The sequence below is a fragment of the Pseudoalteromonas sp. MMG033 genome, assembly GCF_057197785.1.
Map to the genome: position 1 here is coordinate 432,223 of NZ_JBXVAL010000002.1, position 26,724 is coordinate 458,946.

A 26,724-nucleotide genomic window follows, 5' to 3' on the forward strand; every position below is an offset into this window, starting at 1 on the left:
AATCCCAACTTGGGCCCGCTGGGCCCTTTACTACATCTCATCTTTATTAAATCAAACGGCAGCATATAAGATCACACTTTTACTTACTAGCCCAAATACAGATCAGAAATATACTAGCATGCATGCTCAATACAGATTTAAAGTATAAATTTGAGTAACTCGTCAATTTTTAACCCAAAATAAGTCATTAAAGCGCTCAATTGCTCAGTGAATAACAACAATGACCTTATCACTGTCATTATAAAGCAAATTTTTACCAACTATACCGACCTATTGAGATCTACTTTTTACTAACTGTTTTCTTTGCCAAATCATAATTTTACTAACGCATTAAAGCTTAGAGCACAATTTTACTTACTCGTTCCCTGTAAACCCCCTTTACATGATCCATATTTGTCACACATTTGTTGCATAGGATGCAACCGTCTTGATTTAACTTGAAAAAACATGAAAAAAATATTCGTACCTTTGCTTTTAACTTGCATATTATTTACCAATACAGCCTCAGCAAGTATAGATATTGATGAATTAAAGCAACTTGAGAAGCAAGGGAAATATCAAATCGCTTTGGACTTGATCGAACCTTGGCGATTAGAAAACTTATCTCAAGACAAGGCATTGGAAGTGTTATTAATTCAAGCCGAAATATATCGAAAGCAAGGGCTGTTTGAAAAAGCCATATCGACCCTTAATCACATTGAACAGAATCATTATTTAGATACTCAGTTAATACGCACGATTAATAATGAAAAAGGTATCAACTATCGTCGCATGTCTCGGCTTGAAGAAGCGGAAGAGCATTACTATAAGGCCTTAAAAGCCGCGCAAGAACTGAATGACAAAACACTTATAGGTCTGGCATACAGTAATTTAGGTACATTGTCTGATCACAGAAGTGAATTAGCTCAAGCTATGCAGTTTCAGTTAAAGGCTCAAAGTTACTTAAAAGATAGTAATAATCACAGTATCAAAGCGAGTAACTTTTATAATTTAGGTGATATTTCGGTCAGGCTTGATGATTATGATCAGGCAGAAATATTTTTCCGTTGGGCGTTAGGTGAAGACAAAAAAGATGGAAATATTGTGGCTATAGCAGACAGCGCATTGCGTCTATCCCAAGTATCTTTAAAAAAAAATAACCATCAAGTGGCTATTGATAATATATACGATGCACTGAAATACTTGAAACAGACCAACGCAAATGAGAGCTTATCACGTGCCTATCACATGCTTGCTAGCAGCTACATAAAATTGGAACAAGGAGATGCTGCACTTATCAATGCACATCTGAGTCTAGATTTTGCTAAAAAAGCACAAAGCCAAATACAGATGATCTATGCACATATAAGCGTATCCCAAGCCTATTTGTATCTAAAACAACCTCATATAGCTAAAAACTATATTCAAGAGTTGCAAAAGCTCATTAACTCAGAGCACCATAGCCCATTGGCAATTTATTTTCACGAGGTCTCCGCCGATCTCGCTAACCAAAATGGTGATTTGGAGCTAGCATACAAGCATATTTATAAAGCATTTAATGTCAACAAAGCAATTGGAGAAGAATTCAATAATCAAAAGGCAGAAGCCTATCGCAATAGTATAAGTAGCCTTGTACAGCGACAACAACTCGAAGTCTCAGAGAAAGAAAAAGCCCTTGCGCAAAGTGAGCTAAAACATACCAAGCTTATGCAAAAGTCATGGTTAATAGCGGGACTATCAGCGTTGTTTATATGCTCACTTTTAACTTATATCTACTCTATTAAGCACCGAAGTGCAAACCTAGCTGCAAAGCTTTACCAGCAAAACTTAAAACAAAAAGAAAAAATGCTTGCTGATATCTCTCATGAACTTAGAACACCACTGAGTGTCTTAAAGCTACATATCGAAGCACTCGAACATGGTTTGTTTGAAGATAATAATAAGGCTTATGGCAAAATCAACGAAAAAATATCTCAGCTAAACTCTTTGATAACCGATGTATATCAACTTTCTCAAGCGGAGAACAATGCAGTTGCATTGAATCAGCAAATCCAATGCGTTCAAACTTTATCGCAAAATTATAGTTATGACATTAAACGCATGACTGAAAACCATGCCCTAACTTTTAGTAGTGAAATCAGCATTCCTGAAGGTTCGACTATCAATATCGATAAACCCAAATTAGATAGAGTTGTCGATAACTTGTGTAAGAACACGTGCTTATACACAGACAGTCCAGGAAAAGTGGTATTCAAAATGTACCAAGATAAACATCACCTCAATATACAAATTGAAGACTCATCACCAACAGTAACAGACGAAGAGATCCCCAAACTATTTGAGCGATTATATCGTGTTGAGAGCTCTCGAAGCAGGGCAACCGGAGGGTCTGGTTTAGGTCTTTCGATTTGTAAAAGCTTAGTAGAGCTCATGTCGGGAACCATTGATATAAAGCGCAGTAACCTCGGTGGATTGGATATTTCAATCGCTTTACCACTTAAATAAAACATGACCGACAAAAAGCCACTTATGCAAAATAGTGGCTTTTTTGATCTTGTTAGTAAAAAAAGAAATTAATTCTAAAGTGCTACTTTTATAAATTTGTCAGCCTAACTGATCCGAGCACTATAACTTCCATTTTGATCCATTTTTTATCCACATTGCCCTGTTTTAATAAGCAACATGAACGGGAGGAATTTACTTATGACACAGCGTACAATGAAACACAATGATTGGGTCAAAATTGCCGAGAGAAAAAGGCATAGGAATAAAGTACGACCTAAAAAAAATGTATTACCTTTTTGGTCTTTGCTACTAGCTGGATTTATCATTTTGGCTTCAGCATGGAACTACTGGGTAGACAATAAATCTCATTCTGTTGTACATGCTGAAATAAGTCACGATGCCCAAGCTCGAATTGACCGTTATTTTTCTAAGCAATATATGATGGGCAGTTGGAAGCTAAGTCGCATTAATTTCAACGATGGTGAATTGAATGTTTTTGTTCAAATCCCAACGCCACTGGCTATGACCAGCAGCGAGATTAAAAGCTATATAAAGCAATCTCTTTGCCCACACCCAAAGAGTACTGTTTGGAATGACGTGAAAAATAATTCACTCTTTATCTATCTTTACTCTGATAAGCCAAGAAATGGCGACTATGCGCTGTGTACTAGGTAAATTAAGCAATATTTAAAAAGGGCGAAAGCCCTTTTTTTGTGCCTATTACTTTAATTCTAGCTTCGCCTTTTCAAGCATTTCTTCTGGTAGTTCTTTGGTGACCGAAACACCCAACTCCTTAAACTCTGAAGCTTGCTTAATTAAGTTGCCTTTTCCAGTATATAATTGTCCAACAGCCTTATCATACGTCTCTTGTGCTTTATCAAGCTGCTTGCCAACACCTTCAAGGCTATGTAAAAAACTATTAAGCTTGTTATAAAATTTTTCCGCTCTGAGTGCCAGTTCTTTGCTGTGCTTGCTTTGTTCTTCAAAACGCCAAAGCTGTTTAACGATGTTCAAGCTCGTTAGCAGGGTAGTAGGCGTGGCTACGAGTACTTTATTTTCTAAAGCATACTGATAAATATCAGGCTCATATTTAATTGCTTCTACAAAAGCAGACTCAACAGGGATAAACATGATCACAACTTCTGGCGAGTTCAGTCCAGGCAAACGTTCGTAAGACTTATCGCCCAGCTCTTTCACCCTCGCTTTCACCGCACTTACATGCTCTTTTATTGCTTGCTGTGCCGATATCTCATCCTGTGCATTGACATATCTTGTGTAAGCATTCAAAGATGTTTTCGCATCCACAACCAAATGACGGCTTTGAGGTAGATAAACAATCACATCGGGGCGGTACTTTCCTTCTGATGTGGTGAAACTGACTTCACGCTTATAATCATATCCGGGCCTTAACCCCGCACTATCTAGCACATTTTCCAGCATTAACTCACCCCAGTTACCTTGGGTTTTAGTTTGCCCCTGCAATGCCGTCGTCAATTTGCTCGCTTGATCCGTCATGGCTTGGTTGTTAGCTTGTAAGTGAAGCAGCTCAGTTTTTAAGGCCGCTCTTTGCTTCAACTCTTCACTGTGGATCGCTTCCATTTTATCTCGGAAACCTTTAATTTCTCCCTGAACAGGACTCAGGATTGTTTGAATTTTTTCCTGACTGTGGCGGGCAAATTGCTGGCTCTTCTCTTCAAATAACTTACTTGCTACGTTCTCAAACTCTTGTTTAAGCGTATTTTTAGCCTGCTCTAACTGTGCTATTTGCGCATCAAATGCCAATTGCTTTTCGGTAAGTTTAGCTTCCATATCTGTGAGCTGGAGTGCCAATTGATGCGCTTCCTCTTGAGATTGTTGTGCTTTATTTTGAGCTTGCTGCCATAAACTGTAATACTCTTTAACTTGTGCATGTTTTTCAGCAAGCCTTGCCTGATATTGCTGGGCCTCTCCATGGGTTTTTAACTGAAGTTGCTGCGCCGCATTTAGGTTGTCTTTAAGTTCATCATGCGCCTGCTGAAGTGCATCAATTTTTGCCTGAGACATTTCATGCAGTGCCCGTGCTTTTTGTTTCGACAGGTGGGTAATAATAAAAAAGCCAATACTGGATATCGTGGTACCTAAGCCTAAAAGTACCAATATGGTTTGCCAACTCATGGCAGAAAAACCACTTAAAAGCATAGTGTGACTCTAACAATTAATTCTTGTTAAATCATACCTTAGAGTCGGGTTTTAAGCACTGATAACCAAGAGATATATAGAATAAAAATAGGTGCCAACAGATGTTAGCACCCGTAGGAAAGGAGAATTAACTGTTAATATGCTGTTCGTTAAATCGATAACCAGCGCCATAAACTGATTCAACAATTTTTGGTGATATTTCGATGTTTTTAATCTTTTTACGTATATTTTTAATATGGCTATCGATAACGCGATCTGAGATATCAAAATTATCTGGTTGTATATGATCAAGAATTTGCTGACGTGAAAAGACACGATTAGGCGCATTATAAAGCATCGCAAAGACATCAAACTCAACTTTAGTTAAGCTTAAGGATTGTCCTTTTAATGAAACCAGTAATTGTGACTCATTCACCTCAATTTCAGGTGCTTCTGAAGCTTGCGGAGCGCTGCAACGACGCAATATCGCTTTAATACGCATGACCAGTTCAGCCGCGCTAAAAGGCTTACAAACATAATCATCAGCACCAAACTCAAGACCTTTGAGTCGATCGGCCTCAGATACCTTCGCAGTAAGCATAACTATGGGCACCATAGAAAATTCGCGGATCTGTTTCATACACTCAACGCCATCTTGATTGGGCAACATAATATCCATCAAAATAGCATCTGGGCTGTGTTCTCGCACCCAGTCAACCACGTCTGCACCGTCGGCAATGTGTGTTATCTCAAAGCCTGATGCCTTGAAAAACAACATAACTTGTTCTGCAATATCAAAGTCATCTTCGACGATCAAAATGTGGTTTTTGTCTTCCATTAGTTTCTCTTATTCGCTTTTAATACTCGCAGTTGCTTTTTTACCTGCTTTTTAAGATTTGCTGAAAGCGTATCATCAAAAAGCAAGGTCGTTAAAATGCTCGTCAAGTCTTCAGAGCTTGCAACTTCATTAATAAGATCATAGTCGCACAGCGATTGTGGTTCAATAAAGTTTAACTGCGAAATCGTATTTTCATAGCACAACATAATAACCCACCTTTAGTCCAATTCATTTGGTTTTCGTTTTCCTATGAGTGTATTAAAGTGAAAGAATGTGGATCAAATGTGGAACACATCAAGAAATGAAGACAAATGCCATTACACTGCATTACACCAAGTATGTTTTATTACAAAGCCATAGAAAAAGAAAAACCAGCTCAATTGAGCTGGTTATTACAAATACGTAAATGTAATTAATAAGGGGGAAATCAACATGTGCTCATTGCTGAATGTAAGCTCACAATGTGCAATTAAATAGACACGCGCTATTTGAATTAGTTCAAAAAAATTTTAATTTTTTATCAATTCGAGCATTTGTGCTTCGTTAAACTCGTTCAAATTGACACCTGTATCAGCAAACAAAGCATCCACTAAGGCCTGCTTGTCTTTTTGCATTTGATATACCTTCTGCTCAATCGAGTTCGCAACAATCAACTTGTATACAAATACAGGTTTATCTTGGCCAATACGATAAGCTCTGTCAGTTGCTTGGTTCTCAACAGCAGGGTTCCACCATGGGTCGAAGTGGATCACCGTATCAGCTTGCGTTAAATTCAAGCCCGTTCCACCCGCTTTCAGTGAAATTAAAAAGACATCCACATCACCTTCAGTAAAGCGCGCAATTGCTTTGTCTCTGTGTCTAGTTTGTCCGGTTAACATGGTGAAAGGGATTTCAATCTCATTACAAAGCGAAGAGATCATATCCAGCACAGTGGTAAACTGACTAAAAATAATGATCTTCCGACCTTCTTTTAACAAGATAGGTAAGTGCTCTTTTAACCACTTAAATTTAGCACTCTGTTGATGTCCGCCGGCTTTATCAACAAGCTCAGGATGACAACAAATTTGCCTGAGTTTAAGCAGCGCGTCTAAAAATGCCAGCTTACTACTTTCAACGCCTTGCTCCTTAAATAAATCAATTAAACTGCTTTCTATCTGGCTTTGTACGTGCTGATATAAGGACGCTTGCTCAGGCATGAACTCGAGCTTTTTAATTAGCTCTGTTTTCGCAGGTAGTTCACGTACAACCTCTGACTTGGTCCGACGTAAAATAAATGGTGCAATTAGAGACTGAAGTTCTTTGGCTCGCTTGCTGTCTCGATCTTTTTCAATAGGAAGTTGAAAGTTTTGCTTGAATTGCTGTTTAGTGCCAAGTACATCTGGCATAACAAAATCAAGTAACGATTTAAGCTCCATTAAATTATTTTCAACTGGTGTCCCACTCATGCACAGCTTGAACTCAGCTGATAACTGTTTTACACATTTTGAAATTTGAGCAGTCTCGTTCTTAATATACTGCGCTTCATCAAGTACGATTGAGTCAAACTGTAGCTCTGAATAATGCGCCAAGTCTCGCTTTAATAAAGGGTATGTTGTAATAATAAACCGCGCTTTCGCAACTTGGTTGAGCTGCTTATCTCGATTACTGCCATGGACCGTTAAAACGGGTAAATGTGGTGCAAATTTCTTGAATTCATTTTGCCAATTTCCAACTAGAGAAGTTGGGCAAACAATTAACGAAGGTTTCGTCACCAGAGTATTATGTTGCGAGATGAAATACGCAATAACTTGTAAAGTTTTACCTAGCCCCATATCATCTGCAAGAATCCCACCTAATTGATGGCGATTAAGAAACTTCAACCAGCTCACGCCTTGTAGCTGATAGTCTCTCAACGTAAAGCGCTCTTGGCTGTCACCTAATAATGACTCGTTGGCGTTGATAGGTTTGTTTAGCTCAGCTAGGTAGTCCAAAAGGCGAACATCATCAGAGACGCTCTCGACGGCATCTAACTCAAACAAACGTTTGGCATAAGACAAAGGAAATTTAAATTGGGAACTAGATAAATAATAGCTAAAACGTGATTTTAGCAGCAACAACTCTTCATAAACGTCTTTAGAGACAGCATAGTACTGCTGTGCAATTTGAACGTACTGAAATACATTGGCAATTGAGTTAACTTCATGACAAGGCGCTTTATCCCAGTCGAGGAGAATCTGCCTGTCATCAAACATGACTTTGCCAATAACATGGTGTTTTTTATCACGTTTAAGTTGAAGGGTAACCTTAGGTACTAACACTTTTTTGGTTTGATGAATTTCCTCTACCTGCCACATCTTTCTCTGCAAGTAAGGACGAACTTCACAGTTATACCAATGATGTGAAACCTCATCTTCTACTGGCAATTTAAATCCGTCACTTTGTGCTTCGAAGCCAAGGCCTAACAACATTTTTTCACAACGATTAAGCTGCTTTTCTGTCGAATACTTTTGAGCAGAGTTAAACAACGTCAATTGTAAATGCGTATACTCACCATCGTTAACTGACAATTTTGCGACCAACTTGTCTTTATCAATTAACTGTTCATAGCCTTGTGGTGGTGGAATAACATTATCCGCGAAGATATCTTGAAAACGTTTAATGACCGCTTCAATTTTATCTTTCTGGATACTGGGCATAGTATGCAAATGTGCAATTTCCTGCGCACTTAATTCCGACTCAATGCGCCCTAGCAGCATGTTTTCAGTATCAAGATAAACAGGTGGATCAGACTTAATAAGTAACCATTGCTCTACATCAGACAAATGACTAACAAGCTTAAAACTATTATTTTCATTCTGCCATGAAAAATCCAAGTGTTGCATATGGCCAAATTGTAAAGGTTTTCGGCTATTTCCAAAGAAGCATCGTTTCGTAGCTGTCAGCTGCTGTAACGCTGCAAATCCCCACTTACCTGACAACTCAAAATGACCAGGCGTATTTTGTGACCTCACCCAGCTAAATAAGCGATAGTCACTTTCTAAAATATCTTTAGGTGGAACATGCGCGTTAAGTTGTTTCTCAGTCAACACTCGACCAAGAGGATAATGTCCATCAGGTTTGTGTGGTGACATCTTGGGGTTTAATAAAACCTCATTACCTCTATGTTCCAAAACAAACAACAATACGTTTGATACATTCAAATCGGAAGACTGTTGCAAAGAGGATAATTCGTTGAACCAATCATTGACTAAGAAAGACTCTCCAAACCCACCAGAGTGGTCAACCTTCAACTTTAACAATACTGCTGCTATATGTCGGCATTTAGGGTTGTTAGAACAAGAACACTGCGCCTCAACAGAGGGGGCTCCCTTAACCAACTCTATCTTGATGTGCTGTGTAAAGGTATTGCCAAAATTGCCTAAAACTTGAGCATCTATTTTTGAAAAGTCTTCACTATGTTCTAAAAACGATATTTGATCATCATTTAGATACTCTTTAGCTTTCGCTAACATGGCAGAATTAAAATACTGCTTCAAAAAGCGATCAGACAAAGGAAACTGAGAAGACTGTTCCTGTTTAATTTCTTCAAATAAAGCTAATAGTTGCTCTTTAGATAACTGCGAGGACATTATTCTAACAAGTAATAAAACGTAAAAGACCAGTATATGAAATTACTGATTTGAGCTAAAGAGCCAATTGGGACTAAATTATGAAAAATTGACTGGTTGGATGACAAAAGGTATAAAAAAGGCCTAGAAGATCTAGGCCGCAACATACTAATTAAAACTATTTAACAGTTTCTGAAGTTGCTCTAAACGTTTGTCTGTTAGAACCTTATCATCAATTTTGACTGTCACCGCGCCGGAATTTAGGCTGCGTTGAATTTTAACATATTCATTTTCAAGCAATGATTCTGAACGATTAGTGATTGGGATTTCAAATGTCGTTAAAAACTTCGTTATCTCAATCGCACGTTTTTCATCACTCATTTGCTCTGTAAGCAATGAATGATTCGATATTGTTTTTAATTTAGTGGTGAATTGTTCTGGGCTTTCTTTACAAGCATTGATGAGCTTTTTCGCAACTTCACGGCCAAGATGATTGGGGGTAGGGTACAATAAAACGATTTCTTTATCGATTTGTTGAAATGCTTTAACAGCGTCAGCGACTGCCGTATGAGAAACGCCTTCGATCGCAGCAATCTCACGATAAGATCCTTTATTGCCTGTTTCAATCAACTTTTGACGAGTTTGATCATAAGCTTTACCCAGCTCCCAAAGACTTGGAGCAATATATTGATCAGAAGAAACGGCAAGCGCTTTTGCATCTTCATTAGTAAAGTCTTCCGAAGTTAACACCACGTAATCAGCACCAGCTAGTAGGCAAGCTTTACGTCTTCTAGAACCTGACAAGACTTGTAGTTCGTTGCCTTTAGACCAACAAAGTGCAGGATGCATATTTTTGCCGTCAGCTTTAATAGCAGGCAAAATATCGGCAACAGACTTTTCACTCAATAATGATTGTTCTCGACGGTTCTGACCAAATACAGTAGTTTTTTCGTCGATTTTGGAATGAGGGATCACTTCACAATTTAGATTGATCATTCTTTTGGGATCGCTAGGAGAGGGCATAGTGATCACATCACCTACATTTGCTTTGCCAAGCAAATCATCCAAACTACTGTTTTCAACAGGGGTTGCAAAAGGATCTAATCGAGTATCGTTTTTACGTTTTCTAGCCATTATTTAAACCTGTTTTTTTAATCTAAGTTTGACTGGGTAGATGACCAATTTGAGCGAATTAGCATTTCTAATTCGTCAACAACATCTTTAATATTTTCTTGTGCACGAAGTAATGACTCTCTGCTGGCAAGGGAATCAGAAGTTTTTTGATCAAAAATAGTGTTAAAAGAGGACGAGCTCGCTGTAATCGCTGAACTATGATTGATTGGGTAACTCATTACTTGTCTACCAAAAGCAGTTCTAACATCTTTAACAATGTCACGTTGAGAGTGATTACCTTTTACATAATTCGTTACTAGAAATTGCATGAAATCCCAGCCATCATGCCCTAGCGCAGCAACAGTGTGATAAATTTCGCCTAAACGTTTTAAATATTTGTTATTTGCATCAAAATCTACTGCCTCTGGATGAACTGGTATTAGCATCGCTGTAGAAGCCATCAGAGCATTGTAGAACATGAAATTAAGAGAAGGTGCTGTATCTATCAAGATAATGTCAAATTCGTCTTCTACAGGCTGTATGACGCGTTCTTTTAGCTTGTGATAATGTCTTGTTTCATCATAACTACTGGATTCTTTAAGCTCTGTTGCAGTTTCGTGCTCAAAATAAAAGTCATCCATCCCTGAAGGTAAGATTCTGATATTGGGAATATGTGTCTTTTGAAAAGAATCAGCAACCAATTGACTCCAAGTTTCGCCTTCATCTAATTCTATACAATCTCTCATAAGATCACCTACAGTGATCGGATCATGTTCATTAGAAGGAAAGAAACTAGAAGATGATCCTTGCGGATCAAGATCAATAATCCCGATTCTATATCTTTTAATGTTCGTAGTAGCTAAGGCAGCAGCTAGGTTAACTAAAGAAGTTGTTTTACCACAACCTCCTTTTAAGCTATTGATGACAAGAACCTGAAGCTTATCGGCAGGATCTCTATGATCGGCCTTGATCCCAAGTATTTCTGCCATAGCAAATATATTGCTTAATGTATAAGCATAATGTCCATTGGCGCCTTTTTGAATAGATAAATGATCAAAGTCGCCTTGATCATGTCGGCGTTTCAAAGTTCTATTATTCACACCTAACAAATCTGCGGCTGCTTTTTGTGTATATGTTCGCAACTCTTTATCTTCAGACTTGAGGTGAGCTCTGTAGTGCTGAATTCGACCTTCTAAAGATTGTTCTGCAACTTCAGCTGTTGCCTTTAACAATTTATAAGTGGAAAGTGCATTGCTATTGATAGACATACGTATATTCCTTAAATTTATGTCTAATATTATAATGTCCATTAATTAAAAGGTAAACATCAAAAGTAATAGACATTCAAAAAAATACTTATTGAATATTAAATTAAGAATAAATAAGGAGGTTAAGTATGTTTAAATATATAGGTATATAAGGATAAGAGGTGTAAATATATGCTTAAGTCTTTGTTTTATATATAATTGTATTAATTTAATAGATCAACAAAATACGTAGTAAAGATCAGATCTTTCTATACTCACAGATCATAAAAATACTAACTCTAAATACGTAATTGATAATATATACAGCTTATCCACATATTAATTAACAAAATGAGAGCGCTAGATCGGCTTTGTACTAACTTAAAGCCTTAACTTATCAACAGGTAAAACTAAATATATGAAATTTAGTAGATATAGATCTGATCTATACTACGAACAGATCAGATCTTTACCAAATGAAGCTACTGTTATACACAAGCCTTAGAGAAAATGGCTTTTATGCTATGCCTTTGTAGTTAAAACTGTCAGAAACAGCTAAAAAAGAACACTTAGTTAGTAAAAAAATGATCTACAAAACAACATTAGTAGATAAAATACTGATCTGAGAAAAAACTTGAGCACAGATCAATTTTTTACTAACTTTAATTATTAACTTTTGCCTTTGAATGTGTTGTTATTAGCTGTCGAAAGAATCAGGAAGTAAAAAATCATGAGCCGCAAGGTAAACATCTCTGTTGATAATCTACCAGACTCGTTGCGAGGTCAAATTCATGGTGTTGAAAGTGCGATAGATAACGAGAGTTTAGCCCTTTTCACAGACAACAAAGATGTTCGTATTTCAATTGAAAATACAAACCATGGCTTAAGAGCATATTCAAACACGTTTAACCATTACGATCTATGGGGTCGTTTTGTGCGTTCTGGTTACAAAAAACTACCATTAGAAGAAGCACCAAAAAAAACTATTATAACAAGAAGAATATCCGAAAAAGTTGATGGTATTTTATACGATGGTGAAATAAAAATTACACCAGCAGTTGTTAGTAGCAAAAAAGATGGTGAAGAAACAGAGTTTCTTGTTTGGCCTTCTGATAGAGAAGAAAAAGTAGAAAGGGCGCTCATCCGTCTGGCTTCAAAAGGTAAAATTGTAAAAATCAATTTTAAGTCCGGTATTCAATATGCTGTGATTTTTTCAATGAATGAATTGGCTCAAGAGTTAAAAGCTGTTGGCCAATCAATGCCTTACCCTCAAATAAAAGAGTCTTTAGAAGCTTTGCAAGGTTCAAAGTTATCGTTTAAATATCGTGCTACAGATACAAAAAATAATGATGTTGATGATTCTTTTTACGAATCAAATATGAACTTTTTATCTTCACTGCACTTTAGCGGTAAAAAAGGTCAAGGTGGAAATATAAAGTGTGTTGCTTGCTTAAATGCATTTGTGCATAACATGATCGATAATCTTGAATACAAAGGTTACTATTTTAATAGTGCACAAGAGTTAAAACGTGGACTGTCAAGATGGATGATGTTGCGTCTTTATCACCTGTGGCGTTATGCTGCACCTGGAAAAACATACCATTTTAGGCTTTTATCTATCATGGAGAAGTACGGTTCCATTTACTCTACGGATGAAATTACAGACAATAAACTAAAAGCACTTCGTCGAGATATGACAACCACGATGAAAGATTTGATTGAAAAAGGAGCTATTTCAGAATACAACATTTCAAATGTTAAAGATGAATCTACCGGTCGAATCATAGATTATGTGTATGAAATGCATCCATCTACACAATTTTGTGAAGAGATATTGGCACTGAATAAGCATAATAAACGTATTGAAATTCAAGGTGGAAAAAGGCTGGTTGAAACTGCTGAAATTATAGACGAAGATATTTTAGAAGAAATTGTCAAAAAGTAATTTTTTAAGGTCAATTATGTTAAATTGACCTTAAATCAGAACTTTGTTAATCATTAGGCAGATTTTCTAAATAAATACGCTCTACAAGATAAGAGTAATCTTTCTTTCGAACATCTATATTTTTTGCCGAATAATCAGGCAAAGTTCCAATTTTTGTTTCTTTTTGCGGGTTTAGCAAGATAAATGGTAAAGCCGCACTAACATGGTATCTATTTTTAGCTGAGAATCGTATATTTACCTCAGGCGTTACTCTTGTTGGCCGTTTTATTCTTAGTTTTGAGTCTTCATTTAAGCTCGATACTCTTATTTTTTCAGACTCTACTATTTGTAACCAATTTTGCTGATCTATCACTCTTGGATTAGAATATCCTGAGGATTTACTCAACATTTCGAGTGCTAGTTTCTTTGAAAGTGTCCTAGTTGAATGTTTTTTCATCCATGTAAATCTTACAGAGTAGGGGATTTGATCTTCACAGTGTATTTTCCTATATGCTGCTAATGTTATTAAGTTTGGAATTGCATTATGCACTGCGTCAAATCTTGCATCGTTGCTATTAATTTGCAAAATTAAGTTTTTAAAATCTTCTTTTGACTTGTTGACTTCTCTGATGCGTGATTTTAACCTTCCTTGAAGGTCATTGACAGATATGAGACCTGGATGTCTAGTTAAGATTTTACTACTTTTTTTTTCTCCGACAAATAAGTCTAAATAACTACTGATACATTTATCGAGTGCTTCCTTACCTGATAGTTTAGATACTTGAATATGTTCTGGTGCTTTTTTTTCGTCTTCAGTAGTTATTGCGGGAAGCTCATAATAAAAACTATTTACTATTTCATGTGTTCTAAGCTCTTCACACAAAAGATTTATTTGGTCGAATAAATAATCAAACTGACTTCTTAGTTCAAATTTAGTTGTCATATAAATATATAAGTAAGATGTGTTCCTTTTATTATAGCAAAATTAATAGATTTTTGTATGTTTTAAATAGCTTCTTATTTAGTGAGGGCTACAAGAACACATCCTACAATTATTTAGTGATTACTAAAATTTTATATTTCCTATATTGTTTATTTAAATTATAAATGAAGTAAATGTATGATGTGTTCTTATAATTATATCTAACAAAGAACGAATCTTCAACTTTAACCATTTATTTGGTTAATATGCTAAATGCAACGTAAGCATTTTATGCATACATATAAATTAGTGACATCAGGTAAACTGGAATGCAGAAGGGTTTGTAAAAACAAAATCTTTAAATTTTCCAGAATCAAATGAAAAGAAAGAAATTAAAAACTAGCTATTAGCCTGGAACGAAAAGTAATCAATTATCCTAATTAAATAGATTTAAATTAGCGCTTTAATGGCCGTTGACTTAATCTATGTCACACCAATATGATGCATGAAGTAAAGATTTTTTACTTCGATGAATCCTAAGATAGCTTTCAAATCGAATGTAAAAAGAATTGAAGTATAAAAATCTATGATATACATCCAACAATAATAATGTTGTTCATAACCCATATGCAGTATGAACCCTGGTTGAGATTGATGCAAAACCTAAAAAGTCGCAGAAAAAACATAAGAAAAGGAGTTAGTTTTGATACTTTGTATCAATTGATAGCTAAGGACTATCAAGCAGATGGATGGTTAAATAAAGAACTACCAAGAGGGCAAAAAATCAATGTAGTTACTGCGATTTACGTGATTAGAAAAAATTAAAGACTGGATTAGTACTCAAGAACGTTAATTTATTGAGCAGGACTAGATTCATATTGGCGGATGGCAAGGAGATTGTTGAAGGAAAAGGAATGTTTGGCATATAGTTACTTGTTAAAAGATTGACTAAATAACTAATAAGAAAAATAAATTTCTACTTCGCCGACCATTATTGCTCATGGTTTGAGAGGCAAGTTAAATTTATCTTCTTCATTATTAACTAGTAGAAAACTAACTTTTAGACGATTGATGAAAACTGGTCTAGAAAAGTTTAGATTATCAAATACTGAAGGAAGCCTGTTGTATCGAAAAACGAGTGGTGTATTTGAGGATTAAATTTAAACAAGTTGTGCGGAACATTATTATAATTGTTAATGCAATAGCAAAAAATTTTATCTTAAAATCTCTACTCGAAGAATATAAGTTTACTGGATATTTTAGCTCTAAATACTAAAGAGTTTGCTACGTTTAACTTTCAAAAACATGGTATGATGTGTTCCTTTATTATAGATAGATATTCTATACTCTTCAAGTATTTGTGTGGTTTAAAGCCTATATATAGATTGTTGTCTTATAAGTTATAGAGCAGGTTATTTGCAATAATTTTATTTGTTTCAATGTGTGTTTGTGGTGAGTCACTTATGGTGGTGGGTTTTGTTGACTTTTGGTATTTATGGACAGAATGATAAAACATATTACCTAAACAAAAAGTAAGATGTGTTCCTTTATATTATTGATAAGTTTTTTTACTTTTGCAAGTTGAATGTGATTCACTTTAACTGAGAGCAGTAACTTTTGTAGGATAAATAGTTGCTGCTCTCATAACAATTGAATTAAACATTCAGCGTAGATTGTTATTATATCTAAAAAAAGAAATACCTATCTTTCAAGTAGAGTTTTATCTTAGGATATTCTACAAAGCAATGTAAAACAAACTGAAAGATTAAGAAGTATCCTGAATACAGATTTTTGTGATGACTAAAATAGAAAATAAACATTCTAAATTAATATAAGCTTTGTTAATTACACATTTTTAAAATTTAAGAAAGACTATGGAAAAATTATTTTCCAAAAATCATAAATATTGAGATAGCGTCATTTCTGACAATGCATTTGTATAATTTTAATTCCTTCAAAAAAAGTGACTTGAAAATCTACTTTACAAGAAAGTAAGAATTCTAATCACTAATGTGAACTGCTCTCGATTTCTTTCAAAACAACAAGAGTTGACGGTCAGTGAATGACTAAGTTAGTTCTATTTTAAATCTGAGAATTGATGAATAATAGTTGAGTAGGGCATCTCATAAAAGGTTTTGTAACTTGTACATTGAGCTTTTATTACTAAAAGAACGAAGTAGTAATTTTCGACGGCGTAACTAGAAAGGAATTTTTTTAATTATTAACAAAAAGCACTTTGTTTAAAGGATCTTAACTCATTAAATTCTAGGCTCTAGATGTTTAAGCTAACATCAATTTTAAAGTTAGAGATAATTTATGATAAATAACTCACGTAAAGTTATAGGAAAACATCCAATTTAACATAATTTAAGTAGTTGCGATATGCTACGAACATGATTCTTAGATAATTTCACCTAAGGAGAGGTGATGAAGAAAATGACCAATTAAATCTGCTTACAATCAAGCATTGATACTAAACTAAATTTTGTTTCAGTGATATTTTTATTGGACAATGAAAACAAGTTGGATGAAGAGGTTTGTATTAATGTTCTAAATTTGCGACTGAATCTTACCTAGCATTCTACCCTGATTTCGATTTTTTCACATCGGTGATTCTTGAATTTCTTTAGTTCACTACACTTTTAATGAAAACAATTTTATAAATCTGTGTATTGAAACAAAATAGTTCAATATCGTAGGAAAGTAAAGAACGTAAATGATCACGTGATTTTCTCTAAGAGCTCGATATAGGCCAATACTATATTGCGAGAGTATAGCTATTGACTCTTAATGTTCTTGGTAGTTTTGTTTTCTGCCACGCAAAGTTTATAGCTATAAATAAAGTCTGTGAGATAACTAGCGTGCTTTGATTTCAAAAGGAAAAGTTCCAATTTGTTGGGAAAAATAAATGGCAAAACATCATGAATTCAACAATTTGGCTTCAAAGCATACTTGAAAAGTCTACTTATTTAAGACGTTCGTTGTTTAAAACGGGTGTTTATAGATATCAACCGACAAGTAAGAAACCCATAACGAAGATAAAGAAGTGAAGAAATCTAAGAATCAAGAAAATTATTGAAAATAAAGACCCATCTAAGAGCTGAGTGATTTAATACAGTTTATTCAAGTAATTTAAGGAATTATTTTACACATAATTTCCCTGTTTATTTTTTATAATTTAACTCTATTATTTCTAATGCTATGAGCATTTAATGTATGATGTGTTCTTTATAGTTTTTGTATATTAAATTAAATTTGAAATTTAACTAATTTGTGCTTGAAGCATACCGTCCTATACGATAACGTGCATTGTGAGGTAACTAATGAGGAATGAGAAATGAAACCTTGGAATCCAGATAGCTGGAGAGACTTTCCAATTGTCCAACAGCCAGAATATCCAGATCAAAAAATATTGGCTAATGTTGAGTCAGAACTTAATGCAGCACCACCTCTAGTGTTTGCTGAAGAAACAAGAAGTTTATATAAAAGTCTTGGTGATGTTTGCAACGGAAAAGCTTTTCTGTTGCAAGGCGGTGACTGTGCTGAATCTTTCGCTGACTTCAGTGCTACAAACATAAGAGATACTTTTAAAACCTTGCTTCAGATGGCTGTTGTTTTGACATACGGAGGAAAATGTCCAGTTGTTAAAATAGCTAGAATGGCAGGTCAGTACGCAAAGCCTAGATCATCTGATTACGAGACCATTAACGGTGTCTCTCTACCATCTTATCGCGGCGATATAATAAATAATTTTGAATTTACTGAAGAAGCTAGGATCCCAGATCCAAATAGATTGATGAAGGCATATCACCATAGTGCATCCACCCTAAATCTATTAAGAGCTTTTGCGCAAGGTGGTTTAGCGGATTTACATCAGGTTAGCCGTTGGAATATGAGCTTTGTTGCTGCAAATCCTTTACGTGACAAGTTCCAACAAATGGCAAACCGTATTCAAGATGCACTTGAATTTATGGAAGTATGTGGAATTGATGCATCAATTGCACCTAGCTTAAAAGAAACTCACTTATATACATCACACGAGGCACTTTTACTTGGTTATGAGCAAGCGTTAACCAGGAGAGATCACTTATCAGGCGATTGGTACGACTGCTCAGCCCATTTTGTGTGGATAGGTGAAAGAACACGACAGTTAGACCACGCACATATTGAATTCTTCCGCGGGATCAAAAACCCTATAGGTGTTAAGGTTGGGCCAGGAATGGACCCAGATGAATTGATCCGCTTGATTGATGCACTTAATCCAGAAAATATCCCAGGTCGCTTGACCTTAATCACTCGAATGGGAGCAGATGTTTTACCCGAAAAATTACCGAATCTTGTGCGCAAGGTAAAAACAGAAGGCCGAAATGTTGTTTGGTCATCAGACCCTATGCATGGTAACACTGAAAAGGCGAGTACAGGCTATAAAACAAGAAGTTTTAATAATATTTTGCGTGAAATTAGTCAATTTTTTGCGGTACACAAGTCTGAGGGTACATACCCTGGAGGCGTACACCTCGAAATGACAGGTCAACACGTCACTGAATGTATTGGTGGTGCATATGGTTTATCAGATGAAGACTTGGCTCAACGCTATAGAACACAATGTGATCCAAGATTAAATGCTGACCAAGTATTAGAGCTCGGGTTCTTAGTCGCCGACTTACTAAAGGATGCAAGAGATAGAGTATAACCATAAGGCCGCTTACGCGGCCTTTTTTAATACTTGTTTCTTGATAGACCAGCCTCGGCTATAATTTTTGCAGATATTTCTTCTACAGAAAATTTTGTAGAATTCAAAAAAGGAGTTCTGTGACGTTTAAATAACATCTCAACTTCTCGAACCTCGATACGGCACTGCCTAATTGAGGCATACTTAGAATTGGCCATTCTCTCTTGACGAATTGATGCCAGTCTATCTGGGTCGATAGTAAGCCCAAATAACTTGTTTTTATGCTCAAGTAAAAATTTAGGAAAATTACCTTTTTCTAAATCATCTTCTGTTATTGGATAATTTGCTGCTTTGATACCGTACTGTAAAGCGAGATACAAACTTGCCGGCGTTTTTCCACTTCGGCTAACACCCACTAAAATGATGTCAGCCTCGTCATAATCCTTTATATTGGCGCCATCATCGTTCGCTAGTGCATAATTAACAGCAGAAATACGAAAGTCATATGTCTTTTCATGAATACTATGCGTTCTGTGAACTTTAGGGACTGGTTTTACTTTTAATTCGCGTTTAACAATTTCGCTTGCGTAAGACAAAAAATCATAACACACACCTTTTGAAGACAAAATAATATCGGACAATTCAGGATTAACGAAAGTAAAAAACACAAGCGGAGGTTCGCCACTGGATTCTGCAACCTTATCAATTGTCGCCTTAACAGCCAATGCCTTATCAACAGATTCGATAAAGGGTAATGTCTTATGTTCGAATTCGACAGGAAACATAGATAAAGTTGCATGCCCAAAAACTTCTGCTGTAATGGCTGTGCCATCTGATATATAAAATGCTGTTCTCATTTTAACCTTTTCATTACTTTTTTAGTATTTTTTCAAGTCTTGGTTTACGAGGCTATACTTACCGTTGTAGAATGCCTTCGACCTAAAGGAAGGTCAATTAATCTCTCACATTTATTACAATTTGTTTTTGGAGACAGTTCCGTGCAAGACTACGTTCTCTGGTATCAAGAATTGGGTATGCAAGACGTACCTCGAGTTGGTGGTAAAAACGCTTCTCTAGGTGAAATGATATCTAACCTTGCTAACGCTGGTGTACAAGTGCCTGGTGGTTACGCAACCACAGCAGAAGCTTTTAATGAGTTTTTAGAGCAATCTGGACTCAATGAAAAAATCCACACCATTTTAGACACCCTTGACGTTGAAGACGTTAATGAGTTGGCCAAAGTAGGAAGCCAAATCAGACAATGGGTTATCGACACTCCCTTCCAACCAGAATTAGACAAAGCAATTCGCGAAGCCTACGCCACTTTACATGGCGATGATCAAAATGATGTCTCCTTTGCGGTAAGATCATCTGCTACAGCAGAAGACATGCCTGATGCATCATTTGCAGGTCAACAAGAAACTTTTCTAAATGTACGTGGTATTGATGCCGTAATGGTCGCAATCAAACACGTTTTTGCATCTCTTTTCAATGACCGTGCCATCTCTTATCGTGTACACCAAGGTTATGATCACAGAGGCGTTGCATTATCTGCAGGTATACAGAGAATGGTTCGTTCTGATAAAGCATCATCAGGTGTAATGTTCTCTATAGATACTGAATCTGGTTTTGAAGATGTAGTTTTCGTAACATCAAGCTATGGCCTTGGTGAAATGGTTGTTCAAGGTGCAGTAAACCCTGATGAATTCTATGTTCACAAACCAACTCTAGCTAAAGGCAAGCCAGCAGTTGTAAGAAGAAACATTGGTTCAAAAGCAATACAAATGATTTACTCAGCCGATGAGTCTCACGGCAAACAAGTTGAAATCGTGGACATGGACCCACAGCTTTCCAACAAGTTCTCAATAACTGACGAAGAAGTACAAGAACTTGCTAAACAAGCAGTCATCATCGAGAAACACTACGGTAGACCAATGGATATCGAGTGGGCAAAAGATGGAAATGACGGCAAGCTTTATATTGTTCAAGCTCGTCCAGAAACTGTTCGTTCCAACGAAGATTCAAACGTTATGGAGCGTTTCCAGCTTCAAGAAAAGTCTGAAATCGTTTGTGAAGGTAGAGCAATTGGCCATAAAATTGGTACTGGTGTTGTAAGAGTACTTTCATCAATTGATGAAATGGACAAAGTACAGCAAGGTGACGTACTTGTAACTGATATGACCGATCCTGATTGGGAACCAATCATGAAGCGTGCATCCGCGATCGTTACTAATCGAGGTGGTAGAACGTGCCACGCTGCAATTATTGCACGTGAATTAGGCATACCAGCAGTTGTTGGTTGTGGAAATGCAACAGCGACCATAAAACATGGCGATGCTGTTACTGTTTCTTGTGCAGAAGGTGATACTGGTTATATTTACTCAGGCGAACTAAAGTATGAAGTCATTTCATCTCGTATTGATTCAATGCCAGACTTACCATTGAAGATCATGATGAATGTGGGTAACCCTGATAGAGCTTTTGACTTCGCAAAGTTACCACATGCAGGTATCGGCTTAGCTCGTTTGGAATTCATCATCAATAGAATGATTGGCGTACACCCTAAAGCGCTTATTAACTTTGATAGCCAATCAGATGAATTAAAAGCAGAAATCAATGAGATCATTGCTGGCTATGATTCTCCTGTAGAATTTTACATCGCAAAATTGGTTGAAGGTATCTCAACTCTTGGTTCGGCATTTGCACCAGAAAAAGTTATTGTTCGTATGTCAGACTTTAAGTCAAACGAATATGCAAACTTAATTGGCGGCCAACAATACGAACCAGAAGAAGAAAACCCAATGATTGGTTTCCGTGGTGCGTCTCGTTACATCTCTGAAGATTTCAGAGAGTGTTTTGCTTTAGAGTGTGAAGCTATTAAACGCGTTCGTAATGAAATGGATTTAACGAACGTCGAAATCATGATCCCATTTGTCAGAACACTTGAAGAAGCAGCTAAAGTAATCGAACTTCTTGAAGAGCATGGCTTAAAACGCGGTGAAAACGGACTGCGAGTGATTATGATGTGCGAACTACCATCAAATGCATTACTTGCTGATGAGTTTTTAGAATATTTTGATGGCTTCTCAATTGGCTCAAATGATTTGACGCAGCTGACTCTTGGTCTTGATAGAGATTCAGGTCTTATTGCACATCTATTTGACGAAAGAAACCCAGCTATTAAAAAGCTACTTTCAATGGCTATTAAAACTGCTAAAGAAAAAGGCAAATATGTTGGTATTTGTGGCCAAGGTCCATCTGACCACGAAGACTTTGCAGCTTGGCTTGTAGAGCAGGGCATTGATACAGTATCACTGAATCCTGATACTGTATTAGAAACTTGGTTGTATTTGGCTGAAAAGTTCAATAAATAACTAATGAGAGAGCACCTAAACTTGGTGCTCTTTTTTTACCATCTAGTAAAACTATTTCCCTTGTTGACCTTCTGAAATATATGATTATTGCTACTTACTATTATACCTCTTTAACGTATGATGTGTTCTTTTTGTTGGAAAACCAATTATTGGTATCTTAAATAATTGGTTGGAGTAAGACTAGAATAATTAAAAACAACCTAATTTAACATAACTAATTGTCAACTATCATGATTCGAAATGGATTTGGTTTCTGAGTTTCAAGTTGTTGTAATTTTGATATGGAATTTTGTGAAAACACATGGCCTTTTGGAAGAAGCATAATACCTTGTGCATTATGCATAGCTAAACCTAATTCCATGCCAGGCTTAAGCTGATGAGCGGTTAATATGCTCATACTACCAACTTTATCTGTTTCAACTTGATCAGTGGACAGTACATTCAAAAAAGACTCAACGACTTTTGGATGATAAAAGCTACCACCATACATCTTAATTATTTCAAGTGCATTTTCTTTTCTTTCACTCATTGGCCTTTGGCTCTGATATAGGTGCTCAATATAATCTCTTGAAACAGCTAAAATCTGAGCACCTATAGGGATCTCCTTACCTTTTATGCCTTTTGGAACGCCTTGACCATTATATTTCTCAAACTGACTATAAATTGCTTCGGCCACATCACTAAGGTGCTGCGCAGGCATTAACATTAATTGAGCTGTTGCAGGGTGAGTTAAGAATACTTTTTTCTTCTCGCTATCAAGTTCGTGAAAAGGTTTTGAGTATAAACTTGGATCCATCGCTAAGAGGCCAACTTGAGACAAATAACCAGACATTCTTACCATATCAGCCACCTCATTGCTCAGAGATAAACCTTTGGCTATTTGAAAGCACAGCTTAGCGATATTCTTTGCTTTGTCTGCATCGAGATATGGATTAGCATTTATAAAATTATACAGTAGCTCAACAGTACTTTTGTGTTCTTTTTTTTCATTCTCATTTGCAGCTTCAAGCTGCTTTAATACCTGGCGGATTTGAGAAGTTCTTTTCTCAACTAAACTTTCTAAACTAGTATTGAGTGTTTTTAACTCTTCGTTTTGTGCCTGAACCTGCTTTTGTAAAATGTCGTTTTGCTTTTTTAATTTTGTCAATTCAGCAGCTTTATTTATTTCTCGAACAAGCTGTTCATTATTCCATGGCTTTTGTAAGTATCCATGTATACCACCGCTATTAATTGCATTAATTGTATCTTGGATATCGGAATAGCCTGTCAAGAGAATTCTTCTTGCATCTGGCGAAATTGCTTTAGCATGAGTTAAAAACTCCGCGCCATCCATATTCGGCATACGCATATCAGAGATGATTACATCAAAATCAATCTCTCTTACTCTATCTAGTGCTTCATGACCAGATTGGAATAGCTCAGCTTTAATTCCATTCTGTCTCAATAACCGACCCAATGAGTTCAAAACACTTTTCTCATCGTCAAGGCATAGTACGACTATTGTTTCGTCATTCATATATGAAGAGATCTCCAACTCAAAAACACGATTTGTTATTAATTTTAAAATTAGACTAAACTTTAATAAGAAACAATAAAATAGGCACGGATTTGATGAAAATAAAACCGACGAATGTTTTGTTACTTGATGATGATAAGTTGATTCTAAGAGCGCTAACTAGAGCACTAAAAAAACAACTCGGTGCAGACAACATTGTCGCGTTAAATGACCCAACATTGTTAGAACAATACCTCGCCAATGCATCAGAACCGTTTGATTTATTTATTACTGATTTTCAGATGCCAGTTTTAAACGGAGAACAGGCATTAAAGATTGTACAGCAAATCAGCCCACTAACAACACGCATATTAATGTCTGGGGACATTGAAACTTTAAGAAGTAGACCACAGAATATCCCTGCCAATCTTATGATAGCTAAGCCTTTTACAATTGATGATTTATGTCTGATAGGTGATATTTATGAAAGGTCGCAATCAACAAACCTTAGTCATGAGCAGCAGCTACGACTGGGGTTTATGCCTTATGTGCCATTACCAAATATAGAATTAATAAACTCACAAAAAAGCCAGAAAGTAACAGAGTTGGCTAATCAAACTCAGTTAATAAAACACTTAGGTAGTATCGTAGAGCTCGAAATACAAGATAAGACTCTAATACCCCAAATACAGCATGCTAGCTTTGAAATGGTACAGATTCTCAGTCAATTTGTAGAGCAGCTTATTTATACTTTATCGGCCTGTACCGCAAATAAAAGAGTTGAAAAATACTATTTGTTGGCTACTAAAGCTTTTGTTTTTGCGAAGAGAAATAATTTACAAATTAGTGAATGCGAAAAACTTTTACAGTGTTTACTTAGCTTAACAATTAATGAATTAATCAGTGTATATCTAGATGAGCTATACAGAATCCGCATTGATACTTCTTTATATGATCACTTTGCTGCCATCTGGGGGGTAGACACTCAAATTTTGGCAGGTAGGAAAATGTTTATTTGTGATAATACAGATAGTGAAATAGGACGCATATTCAGAGCCATTATGCTTAATTTAGGTACGGAAAATGAGGATTTAGTATCGGACATTATCAATTCAAGTGAATCAACACTTGATAGTTTAAAACTATATTCACAGCAATCATCAGCTAGCACATACATAGAAGAGGAATTTTTATGAAAGGTTTGATATTCAGATGCTTAGAAGAGCTCGTTATTGAGCAAAAAGGCATGGATTTATGGGAACAGTTGCTTGAAAAGCATTGCCCTGAAAATCGCGTGTATATTAGTGCAAGATCATACCCTGATGAAGAGCTTCTCGCTATTGCAACGAGTGTCGCTAGTGCATTAGATTTAAGTATGGAACAAACCCTGAAAGCTTTTGGTACTTACTTATTTTCATTTTTGGCAAAAAAACATCCAGCAATTGTAAAGGAGTTTAAAAGCTTCGACGAATTAATTATGTCAATTGATGTGGTGATTCACAGTGAAGTACAAAAATTGTATGAAGAGCCAAACTTACCAACAATTAGCGCCAAAATACTCAATAAAAATAAAATTGAACTGATATATAATTCACCTAGGCAACTTTGTTTCTGTGCTGAAGGATTAATCTACGGTTGTGCAGAGCACTTTAATGAAACTGTAGCAATAGAGCATACAACCTGCACGCATCGTTCAGATCCCGTATGTACTTTCATAATAACACATGGATAACTATGCAGAACTACTACAAGGCATATATGCGCGAGAAACAGGCTCGCGATGAACTAGAAGAGTTACTTGAAGAAAAAACGAGTAAATTGTATGCATTAAACCTCGAACTTGAAAAGAAAATAGAGATTCTTCAAAAGCAACAAGTCGCAGTCGTTGAATCAGAAAAAATGGCCACGTTAGGAACACTGTCAGCCGGCGTCGCACATGAAATCAACAACCCTTTAGCTTATTTGACATGTAACCTAGACACGCTGTCTGAATACACTAATGACATACGTCAATATCTAATTTTAAGTTCAAAACTAATAAACAAAGATATAAATATTTCTGAATTTTCTGACGAAATCGCAAAGCTCCAGAACAGTATTTCAACTTCAGATCTGATCCAAGATGTCAACGACATTACTATCGACTGTAAGGAAGGGTGTGAAAGGATCAGTAAAATCGTCGCTAACTTATTAGATTTTGCGAAGTCTAAAATTGAGACTATCGCTGAATTTGACGCGTTAGAGCTAATTGAACAGACAACTCAACTACTAGAAAATAAACTAAAACAACTAAGAGTTACTATCAATTGCGAGGCTGAATTAATAATTAAAGGCAACAAATCAAACTTAATTCAGGCATTAATCAACATATTGGTGAATGCGGCGCAATCCTGCAACTCAAAAAAAAGCACAGAGCCATCCTTTATTCCAACACTTACTATTACGGCAAAACAAGAAGGTCAAAGTGCGGTACTCAAGGTTATAGATAACGGCCAAGGTATAGACCCCACAATAATAAGCCGAGTATTTGACCCGTTCTATTCTACAAAGCCGCTTGGAGAGGGCACCGGAATGGGTCTTGCTGTAGTCTACGGCATAATCTCCAACCACGGAGGATTAGTGTCAATAGACAATAATCTTGACGCTGGTGCCACAGTTACTATAAAAATCCCCCTAGTTAATTAAACTAAACATCTGTCTTCAAAGTTATTTTTAATAAAGACACTAGACTTAAGTCTAATGTCTTCTATTTGTATGAAGAAAATAATTTAAATTTTTCACTGCGCCAAATCAAATTCGAAAAGATTTAATCATTAATTTATATAACTAATAGATATATTATATAACCTACATAAGTTTACGTGTGCGTAAACTTTCGGATAACTTTTATTTATGCGAAAGTTTACATTTA

Annotated in this window: 17 protein-coding genes; 8 read left to right on the forward strand and 9 right to left on the reverse strand. The window is 36.1% G+C overall.

Annotated features, from left to right (window positions below):
* Nucleotides 1-447: 447 nt before the first annotated feature.
* A complete protein-coding gene (locus AC2CZC_RS23260; protein WP_484585641.1) occupies nt 448-2,484 on the forward strand; it encodes an ATP-binding protein in 2,037 nt (678 codons plus the stop codon).
* Nucleotides 2,485-2,682: 198 nt separating this feature from the next.
* Nucleotides 2,683-3,159: a hypothetical protein gene (locus tag AC2CZC_RS23265; protein WP_484585642.1), complete on the forward strand. Its 477-nt coding sequence runs from the start codon at nt 2,683-2,685 to the stop codon at nt 3,157-3,159.
* A gap of 45 nt (nt 3,160-3,204) precedes the next feature.
* Here AC2CZC_RS23265 and AC2CZC_RS23270 read toward each other — a convergent pair whose 3' ends face one another.
* The 6 genes from AC2CZC_RS23270 to AC2CZC_RS23295 all read right to left on the reverse strand — a co-directional run bounded on the left by AC2CZC_RS23270 (nt 3,205) and on the right by AC2CZC_RS23295 (nt 11,447).
* Nucleotides 3,205-4,662, reverse strand: coding sequence for a DNA recombination protein RmuC (locus AC2CZC_RS23270; protein WP_484585643.1), 1,458 nt, complete (start codon nt 4,660-4,662; stop codon nt 3,205-3,207).
* A 127-nt stretch (nt 4,663-4,789) separates the two neighbouring features.
* On the reverse strand, nt 4,790-5,479 hold the full coding sequence (locus AC2CZC_RS23275) for a response regulator (protein WP_484585644.1): 690 nt from the start codon (nt 5,477-5,479) through the stop codon (nt 4,790-4,792).
* The gene (locus tag AC2CZC_RS23280; protein ID WP_063364233.1) at nt 5,479-5,685 is read right to left on the reverse strand and encodes a hypothetical protein; all 207 of its coding nucleotides are present in this window, start codon (nt 5,683-5,685) and stop codon (nt 5,479-5,481) included. The genes AC2CZC_RS23275 and AC2CZC_RS23280 overlap by 1 nt, the downstream gene beginning before the upstream one ends.
* A 303-nt stretch (nt 5,686-5,988) precedes the next feature.
* Nucleotides 5,989-9,087 carry a DEAD/DEAH box helicase gene (locus AC2CZC_RS23285; protein ID WP_484585645.1) on the reverse strand — a complete coding sequence of 1,033 codons (3,099 nt, stop codon included), beginning with the start codon at nt 9,085-9,087 and terminating at the stop codon, nt 5,989-5,991.
* Between the two features lie 147 nt (nt 9,088-9,234).
* The gene (locus AC2CZC_RS23290) at nt 9,235-10,200 is read right to left on the reverse strand and encodes a transcriptional regulator (RefSeq protein WP_484585646.1); all 966 of its coding nucleotides are present in this window, start codon (nt 10,198-10,200) and stop codon (nt 9,235-9,237) included.
* Nucleotides 10,201-10,217: 17 nt separating this feature from the next.
* On the reverse strand, nt 10,218-11,447 hold the full coding sequence (locus AC2CZC_RS23295) for an AAA family ATPase (protein ID WP_484585647.1): 1,230 nt from the start codon (nt 11,445-11,447) through the stop codon (nt 10,218-10,220).
* Nucleotides 11,448-12,156: 709 nt separating this feature from the next.
* On the opposite strand from AC2CZC_RS23295, the gene AC2CZC_RS23300 reads away from it, so the two are divergent.
* On the forward strand, nt 12,157-13,371 hold the full coding sequence (locus AC2CZC_RS23300; RefSeq protein ID WP_063364237.1) for a hypothetical protein: 1,215 nt from the start codon (nt 12,157-12,159) through the stop codon (nt 13,369-13,371).
* 46 nt (nt 13,372-13,417) lie between these two features.
* Here the strand turns inward: AC2CZC_RS23300 and AC2CZC_RS23305 are convergent, their stop codons facing one another.
* Nucleotides 13,418-14,293, reverse strand: a complete 876-nt coding sequence (locus tag AC2CZC_RS23305; RefSeq protein WP_484585648.1) for a DNA replication terminus site-binding protein — start codon at nt 14,291-14,293, stop codon at nt 13,418-13,420.
* A 3,316-nt stretch (nt 14,294-17,609) separates the two neighbouring features.
* On the opposite strand from AC2CZC_RS23305, the gene AC2CZC_RS23310 reads away from it, so the two are divergent.
* Nucleotides 17,610-18,965, forward strand: a complete 1,356-nt coding sequence (locus AC2CZC_RS23310) for a class II 3-deoxy-7-phosphoheptulonate synthase (RefSeq protein ID WP_484585649.1) — start codon at nt 17,610-17,612, stop codon at nt 18,963-18,965.
* 26 nt (nt 18,966-18,991) lie between these two features.
* Here AC2CZC_RS23310 and ppsR read toward each other — a convergent pair whose 3' ends face one another.
* Nucleotides 18,992-19,801: a posphoenolpyruvate synthetase regulatory kinase/phosphorylase PpsR gene (ppsR, locus tag AC2CZC_RS23315; RefSeq protein ID WP_484585650.1), complete on the reverse strand. Its 810-nt coding sequence runs from the start codon at nt 19,799-19,801 to the stop codon at nt 18,992-18,994.
* A gap of 141 nt (nt 19,802-19,942) precedes the next feature.
* Between ppsR and ppsA the strand changes: the two genes are divergently transcribed.
* The gene (gene ppsA, locus AC2CZC_RS23320; RefSeq protein WP_484585651.1) at nt 19,943-22,318 is read left to right on the forward strand and encodes a phosphoenolpyruvate synthase; all 2,376 of its coding nucleotides are present in this window, start codon (nt 19,943-19,945) and stop codon (nt 22,316-22,318) included.
* Between the two features lie 214 nt (nt 22,319-22,532).
* On the opposite strand, the gene nosR is transcribed toward ppsA, so the two are convergent.
* On the reverse strand, nt 22,533-23,834 hold the full coding sequence (nosR, locus tag AC2CZC_RS23325; protein ID WP_484585652.1) for a response regulator c-di-GMP phosphodiesterase, NosR family: 1,302 nt from the start codon (nt 23,832-23,834) through the stop codon (nt 22,533-22,535).
* Nucleotides 23,835-23,929: 95 nt separating this feature from the next.
* Between nosR and AC2CZC_RS23330 the strand changes: the two genes are divergently transcribed.
* From AC2CZC_RS23330 to AC2CZC_RS23340, 3 genes are read left to right on the forward strand one after another with little or no spacing between them, the layout of a single operon-like run.
* On the forward strand, nt 23,930-25,009 hold the full coding sequence (locus AC2CZC_RS23330; RefSeq protein ID WP_484585653.1) for a response regulator: 1,080 nt from the start codon (nt 23,930-23,932) through the stop codon (nt 25,007-25,009).
* Entirely contained in the window at nt 25,006-25,545 is a 540-nt protein-coding gene (locus AC2CZC_RS23335) for a heme NO-binding domain-containing protein (protein ID WP_484585654.1), read from the forward strand. Before AC2CZC_RS23330 ends, AC2CZC_RS23335 begins: the two co-directional genes overlap by 4 nt.
* A 2-nt stretch (nt 25,546-25,547) precedes the next feature.
* On the forward strand, nt 25,548-26,498 hold the full coding sequence (locus tag AC2CZC_RS23340) for a sensor histidine kinase (RefSeq protein WP_484585655.1): 951 nt from the start codon (nt 25,548-25,550) through the stop codon (nt 26,496-26,498).
* The last annotated feature ends 226 nt before the right edge of the window (nt 26,499-26,724 follow it).